The sequence below is a fragment of the Arthrobacter sp. HMWF013 genome (genome assembly GCF_003061105.1).
Classification (GTDB): domain Bacteria; phylum Actinomycetota; class Actinomycetes; order Actinomycetales; family Micrococcaceae; genus Arthrobacter.
Genome location: NZ_QAIQ01000070.1, coordinates 1 through 19309, shown reverse-complemented (window position 1 = coordinate 19309; position 19309 = coordinate 1). Strand labels below are relative to the sequence as shown.

Below are 19309 nucleotides of genomic sequence, written 5' to 3'. Positions count from 1 at the left end.
GACTGCTCCCCCGTGTCCGACGGCGCCGCCGCCGTCGTGCTTTCCGCCGCACCAACCGGTGGGGCCACCGCCCCGGTGCGGCTCGCCGGGTTCGGCCACGCGCACGACTTCTTCCCGGCCGAACGCCGCGACCCCACCGCCTTCGCCGCCACCCGCGTATCGTGGCAGCGCGCACTGGCGATGGCCGGCGTCGGGCTCGAGGACCTCGACTTCGCCGAAGTGCACGACTGCTTCACCATCGCCGAACTGCTCATGTACGAGGCCATGGGCCTGACCGAACCCGGGCAGGGCGCCCGGGCGCTCGATGAAGGCTGGGTCTTCAAGGACGGCAAGCTGCCCGTCAATGTCTCCGGCGGCCTCAAAGCCAAGGGCCACCCCGTCGGCGCCACCGGAGTCTCGCAGCATGTGATCGCCGCAATGCAGCTGACCGGTACCGCCGGGGGCATGCAGCTGGGCCGCGCCCGCCGGGCCGCTGTGCAGAACATGGGCGGCGTGGGAATCGCCAATTACGTCAGCGTCCTCGAAGCCCTCTAAAAGCAACGCGGGGTCACATCCCGCCCGATATCGAGGGGCTATCGGGCCGGATCTGACCCCGCGTTGGCTGTGTGCGGCGCCGTGACTCCGGGTGACCGGCCTACCCCTGCCCAGCCTTCCCGGCTAGAGTAGTAAGCATGCTGATGAAAAGTCGGCATGCCTACCAGGACTGAAGGAGCTCCAATGAATTTGGGCAACATCATCAGGAACGCCATGGGACGGACAACGAGCGGGACGAAGGCCGGCGGAACAATGCGCCGCGCCGGCGGGATGAACACAGCTGGCCGCGCCCACACAACGGGCAGGGCAGGCGGGACCATCGCCAACCGTATCCGCGGCATGCTCAAGAGGCACTGACCAGCCTCCATAATCGCTGGACGGGCCCCGGAGATACCTCCGGGGCCCGTCTCATTGCCTGGGCCCTCCGGCGCCGGCCTGGTGCATTTTTCGTCCCGGAGGCCCGCGATCCCCGGAGTACGATGAGGTCATGATTTCTGCGGCTTGCCACCGCCCTGGATGCGTCGCGTCCCCGAAGCAGTCCTGCCTTCAAAAGGCCGTGGTGGTGCCGTGAAAACCCCGCCGGCCACCTCTGTCCTCGCCCGCAAGGTACGGCGCTCCCTGCGCCGGGTGCCTGTGTGGGTTTGGCGCCTGCTGATGCACAGCGTGAGTTCCAGCGAGCGGGCCCGGTTCAACAAAGACCCCATCACGGGCCTGGAATATACCTTCGACGTTGACTTTGTCGGCGCAGGCCACCGTTACCAGCTCCTGGATGTCATCGCCCCGCCGGCCGCCGGTGACGGCGCCACCACGGCCCTTCCGGTGTATGTCTACTTCCACGGCGGCGGGTGGACCTCCGGAGACAAAGCCGCCCTCACCAAATACTGCGCGAGCCAGGCCGAGGCCGGCATGGTGGTGGCCAACGTCAATTACCGGGTGGCGCCCGAGTTCCACATGGCCCATGTTTTGGACGATGCGAATGCGGCGTTGAACTGGGTGCAGCGCAATATCGGCCGGTTCGGCGGGGACCCCCACCGCCTGGTGCTCGGGGGCGACTCCGCCGGCGGCCAGATAGCGGCGCTGCTCACAGCTGCGACGATCCATTCTGAACTTGCAAGCCACTACAAACTCCACCCCGCCGTCGCGGTTCAGGACATCAAGGGGCTGGTACAGCACTGCAGCGTGGTGGACTTCTCCGTCTTCTTCGAGAAAGGCTTTGTCCTCAGCCTGAACTTTGTCCGGATGCTCCTCCCCGGCCGCGGCATAACGCGGCCCAAACCGGGACGGCACGAGCACCTGCGCCGGGCCGCCAGGTTCCTCTCGCCGATCGAGTGGCTGGATTCCCGCCATCCGCCGGTCCTTGTCACCACCTCTGAACGCGACTACTTCTACACTGCCAACCTGAACTTCATCAACCGCCTGCGCGAGCACTCTGTGCCGGTGGACGCCCTCGTCTACGACTGGGCGTCCACCAACACCGAACACACCTGGCAGCAGAACTACCGCTATCCCGAGTCGCAGGAGGTCTACCGCAGGCTCCACGCCTTCGTGGATCGGGTGGCCGGGTAACGCGCCTGTGCCGGCTTCCGGGGGCTATCTTTGATCCATGGCGTCCTACGAGCCGAAGAAACCCCCAGCGCCTTCAGCCGGGCCCTTGGATGAGGTCACCCGCGAAGATGCGGAGGTCCGGGACTGGGACTGGTCGGTCCTCCCAGAGGGCTCGGTAAGCTCGCGTTTCGCAGCACCCAGCGGCAGCCTCGCGATGGCAACCATGGGAAAGCCCGGGAACACCCGTGTGGTGCTGGTGCCCGGAGTCACCGGCTCCAAGGAGGACTTCGCCATCATGATGCCTGACCTCGCGGAGGCAGGCTTCCAAGTGGTCAGCTACGATCTGGCCGGGCAGTACGAATCGGCTGGTGCCGGGCCAGAGAACCTTGTCCCGCCGCGGAAGCACTACGACTATGAGCTCTTCGTTGACGATTTCCTGGCGGTCCTCGAGTCCGGCGAAGGCCCGGCCCACGTGGTCGGCTACTCCTTCGCCGGCATCGTCGCGCAGATTGCGTACACCCGGCGGCCGGAGCTCTTCCGCAGCCTGACCCTCCTGAGTTGCCCGCCGGAACCCGGGCAGGGCTTCCGGGGCGTCACCAAGTTCGGCAGGGTCACCGGCTGGGCAAATGGCCGGGTAGGAGCAGCCCTGATGATCTGGGGCATCCGCCGGAACTTCAACAAGATCACTCCGCACCGGCTGACGTTTGTCCGGCACCGGTTCCGGTTCACGCGCCGCCAGTCTGTGCGCGACATCTATGAACTGATGAAGCGGGCGCCGGACCTGCGGCAGGAGCTGGCCGCCGCCACGTTGCCGAAGTTCGTTGCCGTGGGTGAACACGATCTCTGGCCGCTTGAACTGCATCAGCGTTTCGCCCGGTCCATTGGCGCCCGCATCGCTGTGTACCGCGGAGGCCACAGCCCCTGCGAAACGTCACCGCACGAGTTTGCACGCGATCTCCTTGCCCTCTACGCCGGGTCCGGATAGGCACTCAGGGCCGGCGGCCGTGTTCCCGTGCCCACCGCCGGCGTTCGGCGAGGCGCCGCAATGGCGGTTCGGCAGCGAATTCCACCCGGAATGTCTCCACCGTCATCGCCATCCTGCTCCGCATTGCCTTGAGATTTGCGAACGGCCTCGCCGAGACGCCCACCTGGAGCATGGGATCGTAGGTGACGGTCATATCGGGACGCAGATGGTAGGAGATATCAAAGTCGTCATGAACCCGGGAATTGTCGCGGATGACGGTACCGCTGAGCCTCGCCCAGACATCGGACCGCAGGGCAAAGTTTGAGCCGAAGAGTGGAGTGTGGCCCATCATCAGACCGACGGCCCAGAAAAAACCACCCAGGTAGGCATGGCGGCCCAGCCAGCACACGAGCCTGTTTGCGCCATAGAAATATGCCGGCCCGGACACTGCCGACAAGGGCCCGGTGCGGTCAAGGGTGGCTTCAATACGCTCCAGCCAATCCGTTGGCGGCCGTGAATCCGTGTCCAGCCGGGCGATGATGCCGGACTCCGCTGCGTCGAAACCTGCCGCCGTGGAGGCGGCAATTCCGGGCAGGCTGACCGGGATCCGGCGCACGCCCGCCGCGTCACAGACGGCAGCGGTATGGTCGGTGCTGGCGTTGTCTATCACGATGATTTCGTCAGCCGGACGGGTCTGCTCATGCAGCATGGAAAGACATGACGCCAGCATGTCAGCATCGTTTCTGGTCGGTATCACCACGGAGACAGATCCCATGTTGGCCAGACTATAGCGCCATATTGGGACAAATACCCTTGCAAGCGGGCCGTCAGCCCCGTACGTTTGGGACAGCGGATGAAGTTCGCAGCACCGGGGGCCTTGTGCCGGCGGAGCAACTCAGAGTCACACGAAGGAATGCAGCATGGCAACAGGCACAGTTAAATGGTTCAACGCCGAAAAGGGTTTTGGTTTCATTGCCCCTGACGACGGGTCAGCCGACGTTTTCGCACACTACTCGGCTATCGCCAGCAGCGGCTACCGCTCGCTGGATGAGAACCAGAAGGTCGAATTCGATGTGACCCAGGGTCCCAAGGGCCCGCAGGCAGAGAACATCCGTCCGCTCTAATAGCTCGAGGTAACGCACCGGCCTGGCCGGAGTACTACCGGACAAAACAAGGGTCCCGCTGAAGCATCAGTTTCAGCGGGACTTTTGCGTCTACACAAAGGCCGACTTCCCCGTCACCGCCCGGCCCACGATCAGTGAGTTGATCTCGTAGCTGCCCTCGTAGGTGTACAGGATTTCGGCGTCGCCAAACAGCTTGCCCATTTCGTAGTCTGTGCTGATCCCGTTCCCGCCCAGGAGCGACCTGCCCATCGCCACGGATGCACGGGCCAGCCGGGTGCACGTGGCTTTGGCCATGGCCGCCTGCACCATATCCAGTTTTCCGTCCTCCTGGATCCTGGCCAGCTGGGCCATCAGCGCCAGTGAAGCTGAGGCGTTGCCCAGTATTTCGGCAAGTTGCTGCTGGATCAGCTGGAACCGGGCGAGTTCCCTGCCGAACTGCCTGCGTACCAGCGAATAGGAGCGGGCGACGTCGAACGCGGCCAGTTGGATGCCGGCGGCCTGCCAGCCCACCCAGGCACGTGAATCACGCAGCAGCGCGTTTGCCTTGGAGAAATCCGTGGCGCCGGGGAGGAGATTGGACTCCGGAATCCTGACGTCCGCCAGGACAATGTCAGCGTTCTGCATGATGCGGAGGCCGATTTTGTTGGCGATCTTCGTGGCCGAGTACCCCGGACGGTCGGTCTCGACGATGAAACCCTTGATCTGCCCATCGGCGGAGTCGCGGGCCCACACCAGGGCAAAGTCGGCAATGGTCCCGGCTCCGATCCAGCGCTTGGCGCCGTTGATGACCCATTCGCCGTTCTCCAGCCGCGCAGAAGTCGCCAGGCCGCCGGCGATATCCGAGCCGTGGTCCGGTTCCGTCAGGGCGAAGGCACCCAGCTGGCTGAAGTCCTCGAGCCCGGGAAGCCAGCGGCGCTTCTGCTCGTCAGAACCGAGCTCGTTGATCATGCCGACAATCAGTTCGTTGTGGATACCCACCAGGGCGGAGAGCGAAACGTCCGCGCGGGCAACCTCTGTGTACATCAATCCCTTGAACAGCTTGGAGCTGCCGTCCGTCTGCAGGCCGCCCAGGCCATGCCGGCCCATCTCCTTGAGCAGGCCGAAGGGAAACTCCTCCCGGTTCCAGTACTCGATGGATGCCTCCCGCACGGACGACTGCAGGAACGCGCGGATGCCCAGATACCGCTCCCGTTCGGACGCGGGCAGAAGGTCGACGACGTACATCAGGTCGGCGTCCGGGAAGGGGACCGTTCGCGGTTCTTCGCTCCCACGTCCTTGTGGCTGCACGGGCATTCATCCCTTCACTCTTCCAAAACCGTTGGATGTCCTAGTATATTGCACAGGATCAGAATGAAAGTGGGATGCATCACGTGGCGAAAGGCGGACGAGGATGACCACACCACTCCCCCGTGATCCCATCGCGGATGCCCGGCGCAATTGGGAGGACCACGGGTGGACGGACGTGGCCGCGCCCATGGCCGCCATCACGGCCATCATGCGGACCCAGCAGATCCTGCTCTCCCGGGTGGAAGCCATCCTCAAACCACTGGGCCTGACGTTCGCGCGCTACGAATTGCTGGCACTGCTCAGCTTTGCCCGCAGCGGGGCGCTGCCCATGAACAAGGCGAGCGCCCTGCTCCAGGTCCATCCGACGTCGGTGACCAACGCCGTGGACCGGCTCGAAAAGGCGGGGCTGGTCTCGCGCGCGCCGCACCCCACTGACGGCCGCACCACGCTTATCGAAATCACTGCGGAAGGCCGGACGCTCGCCAAAAGTGCTACGGCGGCACTGAATGCCGAAGTCTTCAGCCAGTCAGGGTTCAGCCCGGAGGACGTGGACCACCTGATCAGCATCCTGGGCCGGTTCCGCCGGGATGCCGGCGATTTCTCCGATCAAGACCTGTGACAGGCCAGGTCAGCGCCTGCCCGCCCTGCTGCGGCGGACACTCCTGACGACGAGCCAGAGTACCGAAAGGCCCAGCGCCAAATAGACGGCGTAGTTGAGGAAGCGGGAATACTGCTCAATCACCTGGTACTGGGTACCCAGCGCATAACCGAGGCCTATCAGGGCGCCATTCCACAGCCCGCTTCCCCCGAGGGTGTAGACACTGAAGGTGCCAAGGTGCATGTTGGACGCGCCGGCCGGCAACGAAATCAGGCTGCGCACACCGGGGAGCAGCCGGCCGAAGAAGATCGAGGACCGTCCGTGCCGGCCAAACCAGCCGGCGGCGTGATCAAAGTCCTCCCGGTCCACCAGGGGAAGCCTGGACAGGCCCCGGATGGACCGCTCCAAACCTAGCTTGGCACCGAGCCAATACAGGAGGAGCGCCCCCAGATAGGCGCCAAGCGTGCTGGTGATGAAGATCAGGACCAGGTTCAGCGACCCCTGCTTCGCCAGGTACCCGGCCAGCGGCAGGATCACTTCGCTGGGGATGGGCGGCAGGACGGTCTCGGCGAGGGTGAACAGCCCTACACCCCACTCGCCAAGGGTTTCAATGCCCCGCGCGGCAACGCCCAGCAGGCCAGTCAGGTTCTCTGTTGAGCCGGACGCGGCCTCGGACGTTCCCCACATATACATTTCCCCATTCCCCGAAGTATCCAGCCGTCCCGTGGCAGTCTGCTCCCTACGAGTCTATGAGGACCCGGGCCTGGACCTCACATGCATGCGTTCGCCCTGGGTGCCGAAAAGGCTGAGGAACTCCACAGCGCCGGTATCTGCGCGGCCAAACCAGTGCGGGACGCGGGTATCGAATTCAACGGCTTCGCCGGCCGCGATCACCAGGTCCTTGCTCCCCAGGACCATCCTGAGCCGGCCGTTGAGCACGTATAGCCATTCGTACCCCTCGTGGACCTGCGGGTTCGGCTCGTCAGGCTGGCCGGCCGGCAGGATGTGCTTGTACGCCTGGATTCCGCCCGGCCGCCTGGTTAGCGGAATGATCGTCATCCCGTGGCGGACCATCGGGCGCAGGTGCAGGCGGGGGTCTCCGGTTTCCGGTGCGCCCACGAGTTCATCCAGTGGGACCCTATGGGCTTTGGCCAGGGGCAGCAGCAACTCGAGGTTGGGGCGGCGCCGGCCGGATTCCAATCTGGACAGGGTGCTCACCGAAATTCCGGTGGCCTCGGCGAGGGCAGCCAGGGTGGTATTGCTGCCCAGGCGCAATGCCTTCAGGCGTGGTCCTACGGCGGCGAGCACATCGTCCATCTGCTGATCCATTTCCCAAGTTTGCCATTCCGGCAATATTCTTTGCCACTTATTGCGCCTTCAGCCCACCATGGATGCATGAGCAGAGACAACAACAGAAAATATGACGTCCTGGTGATCGGCGGCGGGGCCGCAGGCCTGAGTGCCGCCCAGATGTTGGGGCGGTCCCGCCGTTCCGTACTGGTGGTGGACAGTGGCGAACCCCGGAATGCCCCCGCGCAGGGGGTTCACGGATTCCTGTCCCGCGATGGTGTCAGCCCGGCCGAACTCCTGGAGATCGGCCGGGCCGAAGCCGGGCGTTACGGGGTCCGGACCATCCAGGGCGCAGCGGTTACCGCCGCAGGCAACATTGCCGAGGGCTTTACCGTGACCCTGGCGGACGGGCGCGTCCTGAAGGGCAACCGCCTCCTGATCACCACCGGGCTGGTGGACGATCTCCCCGCCATTCCCGCGCTCCGCGAGCGCTGGGGCAAGGACGTGCTGCACTGCCCCTTCTGCCACGGCTGGGAAGTCCAGGACCAGGCCATCGGCATCCTCGGAAAGGGCCCCTGGTCCGTGCACCAGGCCCTGCTGTTCCGCCAGTGGAGCGCCAACATCACGTTGTTCCTGAACAGTCTGGTGCAGCCCTCCGACGAAGAACTGGAGCAGTTGGCCGCCCGCGGCGTCAGGGTGGTGGCCGGCGCGGTGGAATCGCTGCGCGTGGAGGATGACCGGCTGCGCGGGATTGCCCTGGCCGGCGGTCCGGAGGTGGCTGTGGACGCCGTGGTAGTGGGACCTCAGGTCCGGGCGCGGCTGGATGCATTTGCCGGCCTGGGCCTGACGCCCGAGCCGCACCCGATGGGCATCGGCGACTTCCTGGCCACGGACGCCGACGGCGCCACAGCCGTCCCGGGCGTGTGGGCGGCAGGCAACGTGACGGACATGCGCGCGCAGGTCCTGGCCTCGGCAGCGGCTGGCTCGTGGGCCGCCGTCGTCATTAACAACAGCCTGATGGCCGATGAAATGGCGGCAGACCTCACCGCCTACCGCGAATCCCAGTCGGTTGGTCCGGGGGTCAGCGGTGGTTGAACTCCGGCTGGCGCTTCTCGGTGAAGGCGGCCATGCCTTCTTTCTGGTCTTCGGTGGCGAAGAGTGAATGGAAGAGCCGCCGCTCAAAGACAACGCCCTGGGCGAGGCCTACCTCGAAGGCGGTGTTGACGGCTTCCTTCGCCAGCATGGCCACCGGCTTGGACTTGGATGCGATGACTTCGGCGGCTTTCAGTGCCTCGTCCACGACGTCCGCTGCGGGCACCACTCGCGAGACCAGCCCGGCGCGTTCGGCCTCATCAGCGCCGATGAAGCGCCCGGTGAGGATCATGTCCATGGCCTTCGCTTTGCCCACGGCACGGGTCAGGCGCTGCGAGCCGCCCATGCCGGGGAGTACGCCAAGGTTGATCTCCGGCTGACCGAACTTGGCGTTGTCCCCGGCGATGATGAGATCGCACATCATGGCCAGCTCGCAGCCGCCGCCCAGCGCGAAGCCGGACACCGCAGCGATGGTGGGGATGCGGAGCCGGGTGAAGTCCTCCCAGCCACGGAACCAGTCGGCGGCGTACATGTCCATGTAGCCCTGCGCGGCCATCTCCTTGATGTCGGCCCCGGCGGCAAAGGCCTTGGCTGAACCGGTGATCACCACCGCTCCCACTGCCGGGTCTGTGTCCATGGCGGACACTGCGGCCACGAGTTGGCCCATGGTGGCGTGGTCCAGGGCGTTGAGCGCCTCCGGCCGGTTGAGCGTGACCAGGCCTACCCTGCCGCGCTGTTCCACCAGGATGTTCGTGTACTCCGTCATGCCTGACTCCCGTCATTGTGCGACTTCGCGCGGATTTCCGTGATGATTCCGGAGAAGTCACGGTCTGCGCCGCCTTCAGCCGCAAACGTATCGTAGATCTCGGACGCGAGCGGCCCCACCCGTGCTGCCACCCCGGTGCTTTGGAGGGCATTCAGCGCGAGGCGCAGGTCCTTGGCCATCAGCGCGCCGGCAAAACCCGGCTGGTAGTCGCGGTTGGCAGGGCTGGTGGGAACCGGTCCGGGAACTGGGCAGTTGGTGGTCAGCGCCCAGCATTGGCCCGAGGCCGCGGAGGCGACGTCGAACAGCGCCTGGTGTGTCAGGCCCAGCTTCTCGCCGAGCACAAACGCCTCGCTCACCGCGATCATGGAGACGCCGAGGATGAGGTTATTGCAGATTTTCGCCGCCTGGCCACCGCCGTGCCCGCCGCAGTGCACCACCCGCTTGCCCATGACCTCGAGCATGGGCCGCACCGCTTCGAAATCCTCCGGCCCGCCGCCCACCATAAAGGTGAGGGTGCCGGCTTCAGCGCCCACCACACCGCCGGAAACGGGCGCGTCCACGGAGCGGTGGCCTGCCTCGATGGCCAGCGCGGCGGCTTCCCTGGCCTCGTCCACGTTAATGGTGGAGCAGTCCAGAAACATGGTTCCCGGTGAGGCCGTCTCCAACAGCCCCGGTTTCCCGTCTGCGCCGCGGTAGGCGTCCAGCACGTGCCGGCCGCTGGGGAACATGGTGAGCACTACAGCCGCACCGGCCACAGCGTCGGCGGCGCTCCCGCTGATGGGCACGCCGTGGGCACGTGCGGCTTCCAAAGCCGCGGGAACAACGTCGTAGCCCGCCACCGGATAGCCGGCCCTGACCAGGTTCACCGCCATCGGCCCGCCCATATGGCCCAGGCCCAGGAAGGCGACAGCCGGCTTCCCGGGTACGACAGAAGGGTCTTCAGACATGGTCCGTCTCCTTTGGCTGGAGGGTGAGCTCCCGGTCTCCGAGCGGTTCAAAGAACCGGTCAACATCGGCCGGCCGCACCTCGTGGAGGGCGGCCGGTTTCCAGAGCGGCGTGCGGTCCTTGTCCACCACCTGCGCACGGATTCCTTCGCGGAAATCCGGCGCGGCCAGGAACCGCAGCCCCACCCGGTATTCCTGCGCCAGGGCCTCGTCCAGGGTCAGGCGCCTGGCCCTCCGCAAGGACTCCAGCGCCACCTTAACTGCGGTGGGCGATTTGGCCTCGATGGTGTCCGCTGCCTCGTGGGCAACTTCCATCCCTGCCCCGTCAAAGGCCCGCAGCCTCCGGACAATGTCCTCCGCATCGTCGCCGGCATAGGCTTCATCAATCCAGGCGCGCTGCCCCGCCAGTGGTGCGGGCGGAGCAGTGCGGGCAAAACGTACGACGGCGGCTTCCGCACTTTCGCTTTCGAGCGCCGCTGCCAGCTCCGGGAGGCTGTCCGCCGGGACGTGGTGGTCCGCCAAGCCCAGGAACAGCGCGTCCGCTCCGGTGAGGTGTGCCCCGGTCAGCGCGGCATGGGTGCCCGACTCCCCTGGTGACCTGGCCAGCAAAAAGGTGCCGCCGACGTCGGGCACGAAACCTATGGTGGTTTCCGGCATCCCCGTCCGGGTCCGTTCGGTGACCACCCGGTACGAACCGTGCGCCGAAATTCCGACGCCGCCACCAAGCACCAGCCCGTCCATCAGGGCCACATAGGGCTTGGGGTAGCGGGCGATCAGGGAGTTCAGGCGGTACTCGGTCGCCCAGAATCCGGTTGTTTGGGTCCCCCCGGTGAGCAGGTCCCGGTAGATCGCCACAATGTCGCCGCCGGCGCAGAGGCCCCGCTTTCCGGCGCCGTGCACCAGCACCGTGGCCACGCCGTCGTCGTCCGCCCAGGCAATGAGCTGCTCCAGCATGGCCGTCACCATCCCGGCCGTCAGCGCGTTAACCGCCTTGGGCCGGTTGAGTGTGACGATGCCGAGGTGGCCGCGGCGGGCGAAGAGGATCTCCGGTTCGCGTGCTTTTTCCGGTGGCAGTCCGGTCATCAGCTTCCTTCCGGCATCACGAAGCTGGAGCCCTGGCGGATCCCGGAGGGCCAGCGCGTGGTGACCGTTTTGGTCTTGGTGTAGAAGCGGAACGCATCGGCGCCGTGCTGGTTCAGGTCGCCAAAGCCGGACGCCTTCCAGCCGCCGAAGGTGTAGTACGCGATCGGCACAGGGATGGGAACGTTGATTCCCACCATGCCCACTTCCACCCGGCTCGCGAAGTCGCGGGCAGCATCGCCGTCGCGCGTGTAAATGGCCACACCGTTGCCGAATTCGTGCTCGCTGCACAGGCGGAGGGCCTCATCGTAATCGGCAGCGCGGAGGATGCTCAGGACGGGGCCGAAGATTTCCTCCTGGTAGATCTTCATGTCCTTGGTGACGTGGTCGAAGAGCGTGGGCCCCACCCAGAACCCGTCGTCGTACCCTTCCACGGTGAGTCCGCGTCCGTCGGCCAGCAGGGTGGCGCCCTGGTCAACGCCGGACTGGATGTAGCCCTCAATCCGTTCCTTGGCACTGGGTGCCACCACCGGCCCGAAGTCGGAATCCTTGGCCAGGCTGTGGCCCACCTTGAGCCCCTTGATGCGGTCCTGGAGTTTGCGGGCCAGCCGGTTGGCGGTGTCCTCACCCACGGGGACGGCCACGGAAATGGCCATGCAGCGTTCACCGGCGGAACCGTAACCGGCTCCGATCAAGGCATCGGCTGCCATGTCCAGATCGGCGTCAGGCATGATCACCATGTGGTTCTTGGCCCCGCCGAAGCATTGGGCGCGCTTGCCGTGCGCTGCCGCTGTGGCATAGATGTACTGGGCGATCGGCGTCGAGCCCACAAAGCCGATGGCCTTGACGCGCGGGTCCTCAAGCAGCGCATCGACCGCTTCCTTGTCCCCGTTGACCACGTTGAACACGCCGTCCGGGACACCTGCCTCGGAATACAGCTCGGCCAGCCGCAAAGGAACCGACGGATCCCGTTCGGAAGGCTTCAGGATGAAGGCGTTGCCTGCCGCCAGGGCCGGACCCGACTTCCAGAGCGGGATCATCGCCGGGAAGTTGAAGGGCGTGATGCCCGCAACCACCCCCAGCGGCTGCCGGAGGGAATGGATATCGATTCCGGGGCCGGCATCGGTGGAAAACTCGCCTTTGAGCAGGTGCGGGGCGCCGGCTGCGAACTCCACCACTTCGATGCCGCGCTGGATATCGCCCTTGGCATCCGCGAACGTCTTGCCATGCTCGGAAGACAGCAACGTGGCCAATTCGTCCATGTTCTGGTTGACCAGGTCGACGAATTTCAGCAAGATCCGGCCGCGGCGCTGCGGGTTCATGGCGCCCCACTCCAGCTGGGCCTTCTCCGCGGCGGCCACCGCGTTCTGGACTTCCTCCCTGCCGGCCAGCGGCACCCGGGCCTGGACCTGGCCCGTGCAGGGGTCAAAAACATCGCTGTAACGGCCTGAGTTCCCCTCGACTCTCTGGCCGCCGACGTAGTGGGACAGTTCGCGCACCATGGCTGAATGCTCCTTCGCATGTGATCCAGATCATCTGTGCAAGCGAATATACTCGGACTTCCTACTAAATTCCAGACGTCCGGTCCGGGCCGGTGGCCGCCGTCGGCTATGCCAGGCGCCCAAGTTCGGTAAGTTAGGGACTGTGAAGATTGCTACCTGGAACGTGAACTCCCTCCGTGCCCGCGCCGACCGCGTGGAGGCCTGGCTGCAGCGCAGCGACTGCGACGTCCTGGCCATCCAGGAGACCAAGTGCAAGGACGAGAACTTTCCCTGGGAACTGTTCGAGCGGATGGGCTACGAAGTGGCGCATTTCGGCGTGGACCAGTGGAACGGCGTGGCCATCGCTTCCCGGGTGGGGCTGGAAGACGTGGAGCGGACCTTCCTGGACCAGCCCACGTTCGGCAAAGCCGGTAAGGACCCCGTCCAGGAGGCGCGCGCCATAGCAGCCACGTGCGCCGGCGTCCGGATCTGGAGCCTCTACGTACCCAACGGCCGCTCCCTCGACGACGAACACATGCCGTACAAGATCAAATGGCTCGGCTCCCTCAAGGACCACGCCCAGAGCCTCCTCGCCGCTGATCCATCGGCCCAGGTGGCCCTGATGGGCGACTGGAACATTGCCCCGCTGGATGAGGACGTCTGGGACATCAACCTGTTCCTGACCCAGGGCCACACCCACGTCAGCCCGCCGGAACGCGCAGCATTCCACGCCTTTGAAGAGGCCGGTTTCACCGACGTGGCGCGCCAGTACACCCCCGGGCCCGGTGTGTACACGTACTGGGACTACACCCAGCTCCGCTTCCCGAAGAAAGAAGGGATGCGGATCGACTTCGTCCTCGGCTCACCCGCCCTGGCCGCGCGCGTCACCGGCGCCTCGATCGACCGCGAGGAACGAAAAGGCAAAGGCGCCTCTGACCATGCCCCCGTGCTGGTGGACCTGGCCGACTGATGGTCGCGGCGTGGGCTCAGGAAAGGAGACTGCAGTGACCGGAAACCTCTACCGGGGCCAGGCCGGCCTGCCGTTCTCCTCCACGCTGCGGGTCTACGAACCCTTGGACGCTTTCCCGGAAGGACAACGCGAAGCGATCCGGGCCGCCGGTGCGCGGTCGGCGTCCCGGGCCGCCGTCGAAAATGCCGAACTGCTTGCCTCACTAGGCCGGATCACCCGTTCCGGCGGGGACCCTTTCCCCACCGGCCGCACGGACCTGGTGCGCGTCACCACCGTGCCTGGTGTGCCGCCCCGGGGCACACCACACGCCGGAACGTCCGACGCCGGTGCCGGCGCGCCTTCGGGTGCCGGATCCCAGCCGGGTGCCACCACCAATTCCGCTGCCGCGACGGGATCCGAATCAAGGGACGCGACGATCCTGCTGTACTGCCCTAGCCAACTGGTGCTCCGCGCCGGACTCGCCGCGAACGCCCTCATGGAAGGCATCCACGGACCGCTGGCTGAGATGCTGATTCCTGAAGAGCAGCGGGACAAGCACCAGGAACGGATCGATCAGGTCAAAGCCCGCGACGGCTCCATCCGGGTGCACACGCGCGCCTCCACCTGGGGCATTCCGTTCAGCTGGTTCTCGCTGTTTATGGAGGACGACCGCAAGGATGTTGTGGAATCCGGCGGCCGTATCCTCACGGTCAGGGTCTGGGCCCCCATCACCGAGGCGATCGAACGGGCACGCTACGCCGTGGCCCATCTTGCCCTCGCTGCGCCGGACCTGGACATGCTCGATGACCTCGCCCAGCTGACCGAGTGGCTGGAGCAGTTCCATGTCCAGTCCATGGTGGAACTGGACTACGGTGCCGTGGCGGACAAGGTGTATCCGGACGAGTCCCCGATGGACATCCGGCTGGGAATTGAATGCCTTGCTGAAGGGGACATGACCGGCGCCGCTGCGGCCTACCGCCGGCTCGCCTCCCGCTGGATCCCCATCAGGCAGCTGGCCCGCGCGTCCTGACCCGGACAGCCCTTACCGGCCCTCCGGCCCAGCGTTCCCCAACGGACCGGGCCTATTACGCTGCCGTTCCCCCGGAAGGGGGCGCCGCCGTCGTGCGCCTCACGATGAGCTGGTGCTCGGCGACGGCTGAGTGGACCGCGCCGCTGACGCCGTCGAGCTCGTCGAGGAGCATCTTGGTGGCCAACTCCGCCTGCTCGTCCGGCCGTTGGCCTACGGTGGTCAGGCCCACAGCCTCGGCGAAATCGTGGTTGTCGATCCCCACCACGGAGAGATCCTCGGGCACCCGGACACCCACCCGGGCGGCTTCGAAGATGACGCCCATGGCCATCTCGTCCGAGGCGCAGAAGATGGCGGTGGGCCTGGGTGCAGGCAGGGCCCACAGGCGCCGGAACGCCTCCTGGCCGCTGCGGACCGTGAAGTCCCCCATCTCGTCCCACTCCGGGCGGAAAGGCAGTCCCGCCGCCGCCATCACGTCCTTGAAAGCCAGGATCCGCACGCGGGGTACGTCGAAGTTGAGGTCGGTTTCGTCGTCGCCATGCAGGAGGGCGATGTCCCGGTGGCCAAGGTCGATCAGGTGCCGTACGGCGGTGGAAGCGGCAGCGTAATCGTCAATGCCGATGTAGGCGCACTCCTCCACATGGCCGCCCACCACCACCAGCGGGATATCAAGCTTCTGCAGGTGATCCAGCTCTTCATGGGTGAGCGCCATACAGAGCACCAGCAAGGCGTCAATCTGTTTGTACACCATGGTCTTGCTGAAAAGCCGCTCGCGGTGGCTGCCGTGGCCGCCCAGGTTGAACAGGGACAGGTTGTAGCTGCGCGCGTGGAGCTCACGGTCGGCGCCCTCGATGGCTTTTGAAAAGAACCACCGGCTGACGAATGGTGCCAGCACCCCGATGGTTTTGGTCCGTCCGGTCGCCAGCCCCGAGGCTGACGAGGAAGCAACGTAGCCGAGGGCGCCCGCCACTTCGAGGATCTTTTCCCGGGTGGCGGGCGAAACCCTGGGCAGTCCCCGCACGGCGCGGGACACGGTGGCTGTGGACACTCCGGCGGCGGCGGCCACATCTTCGATGCTGACGCCGCTGTGGCCGCCTCGTTGGGACCTCTCCATGCGTGCCACCGTGACCCCCTGTTCAGCTCCTTGCAGGCAACGGATGCCTGAGATACCTCCGCGCCATCGTATTTTGAATGCAGCCCCGCTTCGCAGTGTTACCTGCGGAGTCAGGGACGGCAGGCAGCGGCCCGGAGAACCGCGGAGGGTTACCTTCGGTCCGGCAGGCGGCGCCGGAGCCGCATCATTCCGTAAATGGCCAGGAGCGTGGCCAACAGGCCCAGTGCCCACCACAGTGCAAACTGACCGGTTACTTCCATCCATACCGTGACCACCAGCAGGACCAGGGCCCAGAATCCGAGGAACCCGATGATGATGTCAAAGTCCTCGCCGGAGCGGACCATCCGGCGTTCGTTTCCCGCCCCCTTGGACTGAGGGGGACGGGAAACGCCCTTTGTCACTTGACTGCACCCGCCGTCAGACCGGCCACAATCTTGCGCTGGAAGACCAGCACCAGGATCACCAGAGGAATGGTGACGATGGTTCCGGCAGCCATGATGGCGGTATACGGGATCTGGTTGGGCTGGGCACCGGCAAAGTTGGCGATGGCCACTGTGACCGGCTGGGTGGCATCACTGGACAGCTGGCTGGCGATCAGGAACTCATTCCACGAGGAGATGAACGCCAGGATGGCCGTGGTGAAGATGGCCGGCGCCGCCAGCGGCATGATGACCTTACGGAACGCCTGCCCCTGCGTGCAGCCGTCCACGCGTGCTGATTCCTCCAGCTCCCACGGCATTTCGCGGAAGAAGGATGTCAGCGTGTAAACGGTCAACGGAAGCACAAACGAAATGCTGGGCACAATGAGCGCCTGGTAGGTTCCCATCCAGCCGATGTTGGTGAACAGCTGGAAGAGCGGGGTGATGAGGGCAACACCCGGGAACATCGATGCTCCCAGGATGAAGCCCAGTACCAGGAACTTGAACCGGAAGTTCAGCCGGGCCAGCGCATATGCTGCGAACACGCCGATCAGCAGGGACACCGCCGTCACAACGATGCCGATGAAGATGCTGTTCAGGAGCGCCTGGCCAAACCTGTTGCCGAAGGACGTATCGAAGGCGGTAGTGAAGTTGTCCATCGTCACGTGGGTGGGCAGGACCGAGGTGTCGTAAGTGAAACCCACCTCGCGGAACGCCGTCACCACCATCCAGTACGCCGGGGCCAGGCACCAGACCAGGATGACGGCGGCGCTGATGTACGTCCTTGCCTGAGCCCACTTCTCACGGTTCTGGGCAGTTTTGCGGCCCGCGTCCTGCCGTGCGCGCAGTTCCGTGGAGGCTGTTGACGTTGTCATTTCTTCCCCTTACCTGAGGCGCCGCTTTGTTCCACAACGTTGGCGCCGAGGAACCGCACGAAGATGAAAGCGACCAAGAAGATGATGATGAAGGTGATGGTTGAGAGCGCCGCCGCCGCGTTGAACCCTTGTCTGATCTGATTGATCACCAGGATCGAGAGCGTGGTGGTGTTGTTGGCACCGCCGGTGAGGATGTACGGAAGGTCGAACATGCGCAGCGCATCCAGGGTACGGAACAGGATAGCCACCATGAGCGCCGGCTTCACCAGCGGCAACGTGATCATCCGGAACCGCTGCCAGGCAGTGGCACCGTCAACCTTGGCTGCCTCATAGACCTCGGCCGGGATCATCTGCAGCCCGGCGAGAATCAGAAGCGCCATAAACGGTGTGGTTTTCCAGGTATCGGCGATGATGACAGCCCATTTGGCTGGCCACTCACTGCCCGTCCACAGGATGGAAACGTTGAACAGCTTGTTGATGATGCCGTTGAAGTCGAACATAAAGAGCCACAGCTGGGCGGTCACGGCCGTGGGGATGGCCCACGGAACCAGGACAGCGGCGCGGACGATGCTACGGCCCTTGAAGGTGCGGGCCATAATCATGGCCATCCAGAAACCGAGGATCGTCTCGAAGAGAACCGTGACAGCAGTGAACAGGAAGGTCGTTCCTGTCGCATTCCAGAACTGACCGCCAAGTGTTCCCGGCGGGCAGGCTACAGTGCCGCCACCCGGGGCGGCACACTGCTGGCCGAGCCAGTTTACGTAGTTCTGAATTCCGGCGGGGCCGCCCTCGGTGAAGAGGCCGGTGGCCGGATCCAGGCCGGCGTCCTTCTGGAAGGACATGATGATGGCGCTGATGATCGGATAGACGATCACAATCCCCAGCGCAATGATGGTGGGTGCCAGCAGCCAGGAAGCCCACTTACCCTGGCTGAGGATCTGGTTGTCCTCCCCCACACCCTTGGGTGCGTGGTGGACCGGGGTCCCGCCCGACGCCGGCTTTGTTGCCGGCGTCGGGCCCAATTCGGTTGCCATGGCTAGGCTACGATCCTGCGCCGGCGGACTCGATGGACTTCTGCATGTCAGCCAAGGCCTGCTCGGCAGACTTCTCGCCCTTCAATGCGGCGTAGGCATTCTCCTGAACCGCTTTGGTCACGGCCGGGTAGAACGGCGTCACGGGCCGCGGAACAGCGTTGGACAGTGACTCCTTCAGGACCGTGAGGTAGGGCAGCTTGGTGGTCAGTTCCGTGTCATCGTAGAGCGAGGCCAGAACCGGTGCCAGGGAGGCCTGGTTGGCGAAGAACTTCTGCTGCTCTTCCTCGTTGATGAACTTCAGGAAGTCCAGGGCAGTTGCCTTGTTCTTGGAGTAGACGCTGATGGCTGCGCTGTGGCCGCCGAGTGAGGAAGCACCGGGGCCGTCCGCGCCGGGAAGAGCGGCCATGCCGAACTTGTCCTTGACTGCCGAGGAGCCTTCCGTGGTGATCAGGCTGTAGATGTACGGCCAGTTGCGGTGGAAGAGCAGGTTACCGGACTGGAAGGCGCGGCGGCTTTCCTCTTCCTGGAAGGTGATGGCTTCCTGCGGAATGTTGCCATCAGCGTAGGCCTTGACCAGGTTTTCGAGTCCCTTCTTTGCCTCCGGAGTGTTCAGGCTGGGCTTGCCGTCCTTGTCCAGGACCGATCCACCGGCGGAGTTGATGGCTTCAGCGGCGTTGACGGTCAGGCCTTCATACTGCTTGTACTGGCCGGAGTAGCAGCCGATGTTGTTGGCCTTGGCGATGGAGCACATCTCCATCATTTCGTCCCACGTCGTGGGCGGCGTGGGGACAAGGTCCTTGCGGTAGTAAAGGATGCCGCCATCGGAATCCTTGGGTGCGGCGTAGAGCGTGCCCTTGTAGGACGCAGCCTCGACCGGGGCCTCGAGCATCTTCGAGGTGTCGATGGCCATCTTGTCCTTGAGCGGCTGCAGCCAGCCCTTGGCAGCAAACTCGGCCGTCCAGATAACGTCAACGCTGACGACGTCATAGTCCGACTGCTTGGCCTGGAAGTGCTGGACCAGGTCGTCGTGCTGCTGGTCAGCCTTGTCCGTCTGCTCCTTGAAGGTGACCTGCTCGTTAGGGTGGGCCGCATTCCACTTTTCAATGAACGGCCGGACAACGTTGTTGTTGTCCTTGCCCTGTACATACGTAATGGGCCCGCGGCCGTCGAGGTTGGCTTCAGCAT

General features: G+C 65.0%; 22 protein-coding genes. 9 read left to right on the top strand and 13 right to left on the bottom strand.

What is annotated here, in order from left to right; translation table 11 throughout:
• From DBR22_RS03405 to DBR22_RS03395, 4 genes are all read left to right on the top strand, one after another.
• Positions 1-534 (top strand): thiolase C-terminal domain-containing protein (locus DBR22_RS03405; RefSeq protein ID WP_441296234.1); only part of this gene is annotated, 534 nt, incomplete at its 5' end.
• Positions 535-717: 183 nt separating this feature from the next.
• Complete coding sequence (locus DBR22_RS23675) at positions 718-891, top strand: hypothetical protein (protein WP_181365005.1); 174 nt, start codon at positions 718-720, stop codon at positions 889-891.
• 210 nt (positions 892-1101) lie between these two features.
• Positions 1102-2100 (top strand): alpha/beta hydrolase, encoded by a 999-nt coding sequence (locus DBR22_RS03400; protein WP_258229025.1) that lies wholly within the window; start codon positions 1102-1104, stop codon positions 2098-2100.
• A gap of 37 nt (positions 2101-2137) precedes the next feature.
• Entirely contained in the window at positions 2138-3064 is a 927-nt protein-coding gene (locus DBR22_RS03395; protein WP_108597788.1) for an alpha/beta fold hydrolase, read from the top strand.
• Between the two features lie 4 nt (positions 3065-3068).
• Here DBR22_RS03395 and DBR22_RS03390 read toward each other — a convergent pair whose 3' ends face one another.
• The gene (locus tag DBR22_RS03390) at positions 3069-3818 is read right to left on the bottom strand and encodes a glycosyltransferase family 2 protein (protein ID WP_108597787.1); all 750 of its coding nucleotides are present in this window, start codon (positions 3816-3818) and stop codon (positions 3069-3071) included.
• A 145-nt stretch (positions 3819-3963) separates the two neighbouring features.
• Between DBR22_RS03390 and DBR22_RS03385 the strand changes: the two genes are divergently transcribed.
• On the top strand, positions 3964-4167 hold the full coding sequence (locus DBR22_RS03385; RefSeq protein ID WP_013599688.1) for a cold-shock protein: 204 nt from the start codon (positions 3964-3966) through the stop codon (positions 4165-4167).
• A 90-nt stretch (positions 4168-4257) separates the two neighbouring features.
• Here DBR22_RS03385 and DBR22_RS03380 read toward each other — a convergent pair whose 3' ends face one another.
• A complete protein-coding gene (locus DBR22_RS03380) occupies positions 4258-5460 on the bottom strand; it encodes an acyl-CoA dehydrogenase family protein (protein ID WP_108597786.1) in 1203 nt (400 codons plus the stop codon).
• 97 nt (positions 5461-5557) lie between these two features.
• On the opposite strand from DBR22_RS03380, the gene DBR22_RS03375 reads away from it, so the two are divergent.
• Complete coding sequence (locus DBR22_RS03375) at positions 5558-6073, top strand: MarR family winged helix-turn-helix transcriptional regulator (protein WP_108597785.1); 516 nt, start codon at positions 5558-5560, stop codon at positions 6071-6073.
• Positions 6074-6082: 9 nt separating this feature from the next.
• Here the strand turns inward: DBR22_RS03375 and DBR22_RS03370 are convergent, their stop codons facing one another.
• Together DBR22_RS03370 and DBR22_RS03365 are read right to left on the bottom strand one after the other, a co-directional pair.
• On the bottom strand, positions 6083-6739 hold the full coding sequence (locus DBR22_RS03370) for a DedA family protein (RefSeq protein WP_108597784.1): 657 nt from the start codon (positions 6737-6739) through the stop codon (positions 6083-6085).
• A gap of 60 nt (positions 6740-6799) precedes the next feature.
• Positions 6800-7381 carry a helix-turn-helix domain-containing protein gene (locus DBR22_RS03365; RefSeq protein WP_108597783.1) on the bottom strand — a complete coding sequence of 194 codons (582 nt, stop codon included), beginning with the start codon at positions 7379-7381 and terminating at the stop codon, positions 6800-6802.
• A 66-nt stretch (positions 7382-7447) separates the two neighbouring features.
• Here DBR22_RS03365 and DBR22_RS03360 point away from each other — a divergent pair, with 66 nt between their 5' ends.
• Positions 7448-8437, top strand: a complete 990-nt coding sequence (locus tag DBR22_RS03360; protein ID WP_108597782.1) for an NAD(P)/FAD-dependent oxidoreductase — start codon at positions 7448-7450, stop codon at positions 8435-8437.
• Here DBR22_RS03360 and DBR22_RS03355 read toward each other — a convergent pair.
• The 4 genes from DBR22_RS03355 to DBR22_RS03340 are packed head-to-tail and all read right to left on the bottom strand — an operon-like array spanning position 8424 to position 12727.
• On the bottom strand, positions 8424-9200 hold the full coding sequence (locus DBR22_RS03355) for an enoyl-CoA hydratase (RefSeq protein ID WP_108597781.1): 777 nt from the start codon (positions 9198-9200) through the stop codon (positions 8424-8426). The two genes, DBR22_RS03360 and DBR22_RS03355, sit on opposite strands and share 14 nt — an antisense overlap.
• Positions 9197-10147 carry a 3-hydroxyisobutyrate dehydrogenase gene (mmsB, locus tag DBR22_RS03350; protein ID WP_108597780.1) on the bottom strand — a complete coding sequence of 317 codons (951 nt, stop codon included), beginning with the start codon at positions 10145-10147 and terminating at the stop codon, positions 9197-9199. Before mmsB ends, DBR22_RS03355 begins: the two co-directional genes overlap by 4 nt.
• Positions 10140-11228: an enoyl-CoA hydratase/isomerase family protein gene (locus tag DBR22_RS03345; RefSeq protein ID WP_108597779.1), complete on the bottom strand. Its 1089-nt coding sequence runs from the start codon at positions 11226-11228 to the stop codon at positions 10140-10142. Before DBR22_RS03345 ends, mmsB begins: the two co-directional genes overlap by 8 nt.
• Entirely contained in the window at positions 11228-12727 is a 1500-nt protein-coding gene (locus DBR22_RS03340) for a CoA-acylating methylmalonate-semialdehyde dehydrogenase (protein WP_108597778.1), read from the bottom strand. Before DBR22_RS03340 ends, DBR22_RS03345 begins: the two co-directional genes overlap by 1 nt.
• Positions 12728-12869: 142 nt before the next feature.
• Here DBR22_RS03340 and DBR22_RS03335 point away from each other — a divergent pair, with 142 nt between their 5' ends.
• Both DBR22_RS03335 and DBR22_RS03330 read left to right on the top strand, forming a co-directional pair.
• Positions 12870-13676, top strand: coding sequence for an exodeoxyribonuclease III (locus DBR22_RS03335; RefSeq protein ID WP_108597777.1), 807 nt, complete (start codon positions 12870-12872; stop codon positions 13674-13676).
• Positions 13677-13710: 34 nt separating this feature from the next.
• On the top strand, positions 13711-14685 hold the full coding sequence (locus DBR22_RS03330; RefSeq protein WP_108597776.1) for a hypothetical protein: 975 nt from the start codon (positions 13711-13713) through the stop codon (positions 14683-14685).
• A gap of 55 nt (positions 14686-14740) precedes the next feature.
• Here the strand turns inward: DBR22_RS03330 and DBR22_RS03325 are convergent, their stop codons facing one another.
• The 5 genes from DBR22_RS03325 to DBR22_RS03305 all read right to left on the bottom strand — a co-directional run.
• On the bottom strand, positions 14741-15796 hold the full coding sequence (locus tag DBR22_RS03325; protein ID WP_108597775.1) for a LacI family DNA-binding transcriptional regulator: 1056 nt from the start codon (positions 15794-15796) through the stop codon (positions 14741-14743).
• A gap of 149 nt (positions 15797-15945) precedes the next feature.
• Positions 15946-16140 (bottom strand): hypothetical protein, encoded by a 195-nt coding sequence (locus tag DBR22_RS03320; protein WP_181365003.1) that lies wholly within the window; start codon positions 16138-16140, stop codon positions 15946-15948.
• 53 nt (positions 16141-16193) lie between these two features.
• A complete protein-coding gene (locus tag DBR22_RS03315; protein WP_108597773.1) occupies positions 16194-17090 on the bottom strand; it encodes a carbohydrate ABC transporter permease in 897 nt (298 codons plus the stop codon).
• Positions 17087-18124 carry a carbohydrate ABC transporter permease gene (locus tag DBR22_RS03310; RefSeq protein WP_108597772.1) on the bottom strand — a complete coding sequence of 346 codons (1038 nt, stop codon included), beginning with the start codon at positions 18122-18124 and terminating at the stop codon, positions 17087-17089. Before DBR22_RS03310 ends, DBR22_RS03315 begins: the two co-directional genes overlap by 4 nt.
• Before the next feature lie 7 nt (positions 18125-18131).
• The coding region (locus DBR22_RS03305) for an ABC transporter substrate-binding protein (protein WP_108597771.1) at positions 18132-19309 on the bottom strand (1178 nt) is incomplete at its 5' end.

Bases quoted from the DNA above. Each gene is read 5' to 3' on its own strand.
- DBR22_RS23675 (WP_181365005.1), top strand. From the start codon at position 718: ATGAATTTGGGCAACATCATCAGGAACGCCATGGGACGGACAACGAGC.
- DBR22_RS03395 (WP_108597788.1), top strand. From the start codon at position 2,138: ATGGCGTCCTACGAGCCGAAGAAACCCCCAGCGCCTTCAGCCGGGCCC.
- DBR22_RS03390 (WP_108597787.1), bottom strand. From the start codon at position 3,818: ATGGGATCTGTCTCCGTGGTGATACCGACCAGAAACGATGCTGACATG.
- DBR22_RS03385 (WP_013599688.1), top strand. From the start codon at position 3,964: ATGGCAACAGGCACAGTTAAATGGTTCAACGCCGAAAAGGGTTTTGGT.
- DBR22_RS03380 (WP_108597786.1), bottom strand. From the start codon at position 5,460: ATGCCCGTGCAGCCACAAGGACGTGGGAGCGAAGAACCGCGAACGGTC.
- DBR22_RS03375 (WP_108597785.1), top strand. From the start codon at position 5,558: ATGACCACACCACTCCCCCGTGATCCCATCGCGGATGCCCGGCGCAAT.
- DBR22_RS03370 (WP_108597784.1), bottom strand. From the start codon at position 6,739: ATGTGGGGAACGTCCGAGGCCGCGTCCGGCTCAACAGAGAACCTGACT.
- DBR22_RS03365 (WP_108597783.1), bottom strand. From the start codon at position 7,381: ATGGATCAGCAGATGGACGATGTGCTCGCCGCCGTAGGACCACGCCTG.
- DBR22_RS03360 (WP_108597782.1), top strand. From the start codon at position 7,448: ATGAGCAGAGACAACAACAGAAAATATGACGTCCTGGTGATCGGCGGC.
- DBR22_RS03355 (WP_108597781.1), bottom strand. From the start codon at position 9,200: ATGACGGAGTACACGAACATCCTGGTGGAACAGCGCGGCAGGGTAGGC.
- mmsB (WP_108597780.1), bottom strand. From the start codon at position 10,147: ATGTCTGAAGACCCTTCTGTCGTACCCGGGAAGCCGGCTGTCGCCTTC.
- DBR22_RS03345 (WP_108597779.1), bottom strand. From the start codon at position 11,228: ATGACCGGACTGCCACCGGAAAAAGCACGCGAACCGGAGATCCTCTTC.
- DBR22_RS03340 (WP_108597778.1), bottom strand. From the start codon at position 12,727: ATGGTGCGCGAACTGTCCCACTACGTCGGCGGCCAGAGAGTCGAGGGG.
- DBR22_RS03325 (WP_108597775.1), bottom strand. From the start codon at position 15,796: ATGGAGAGGTCCCAACGAGGCGGCCACAGCGGCGTCAGCATCGAAGAT.
- DBR22_RS03320 (WP_181365003.1), bottom strand. From the start codon at position 16,140: ATGGTCCGCTCCGGCGAGGACTTTGACATCATCATCGGGTTCCTCGGA.
- DBR22_RS03315 (WP_108597773.1), bottom strand. From the start codon at position 17,090: ATGACAACGTCAACAGCCTCCACGGAACTGCGCGCACGGCAGGACGCG.
- DBR22_RS03310 (WP_108597772.1), bottom strand. From the start codon at position 18,124: ATGGCAACCGAATTGGGCCCGACGCCGGCAACAAAGCCGGCGTCGGGC.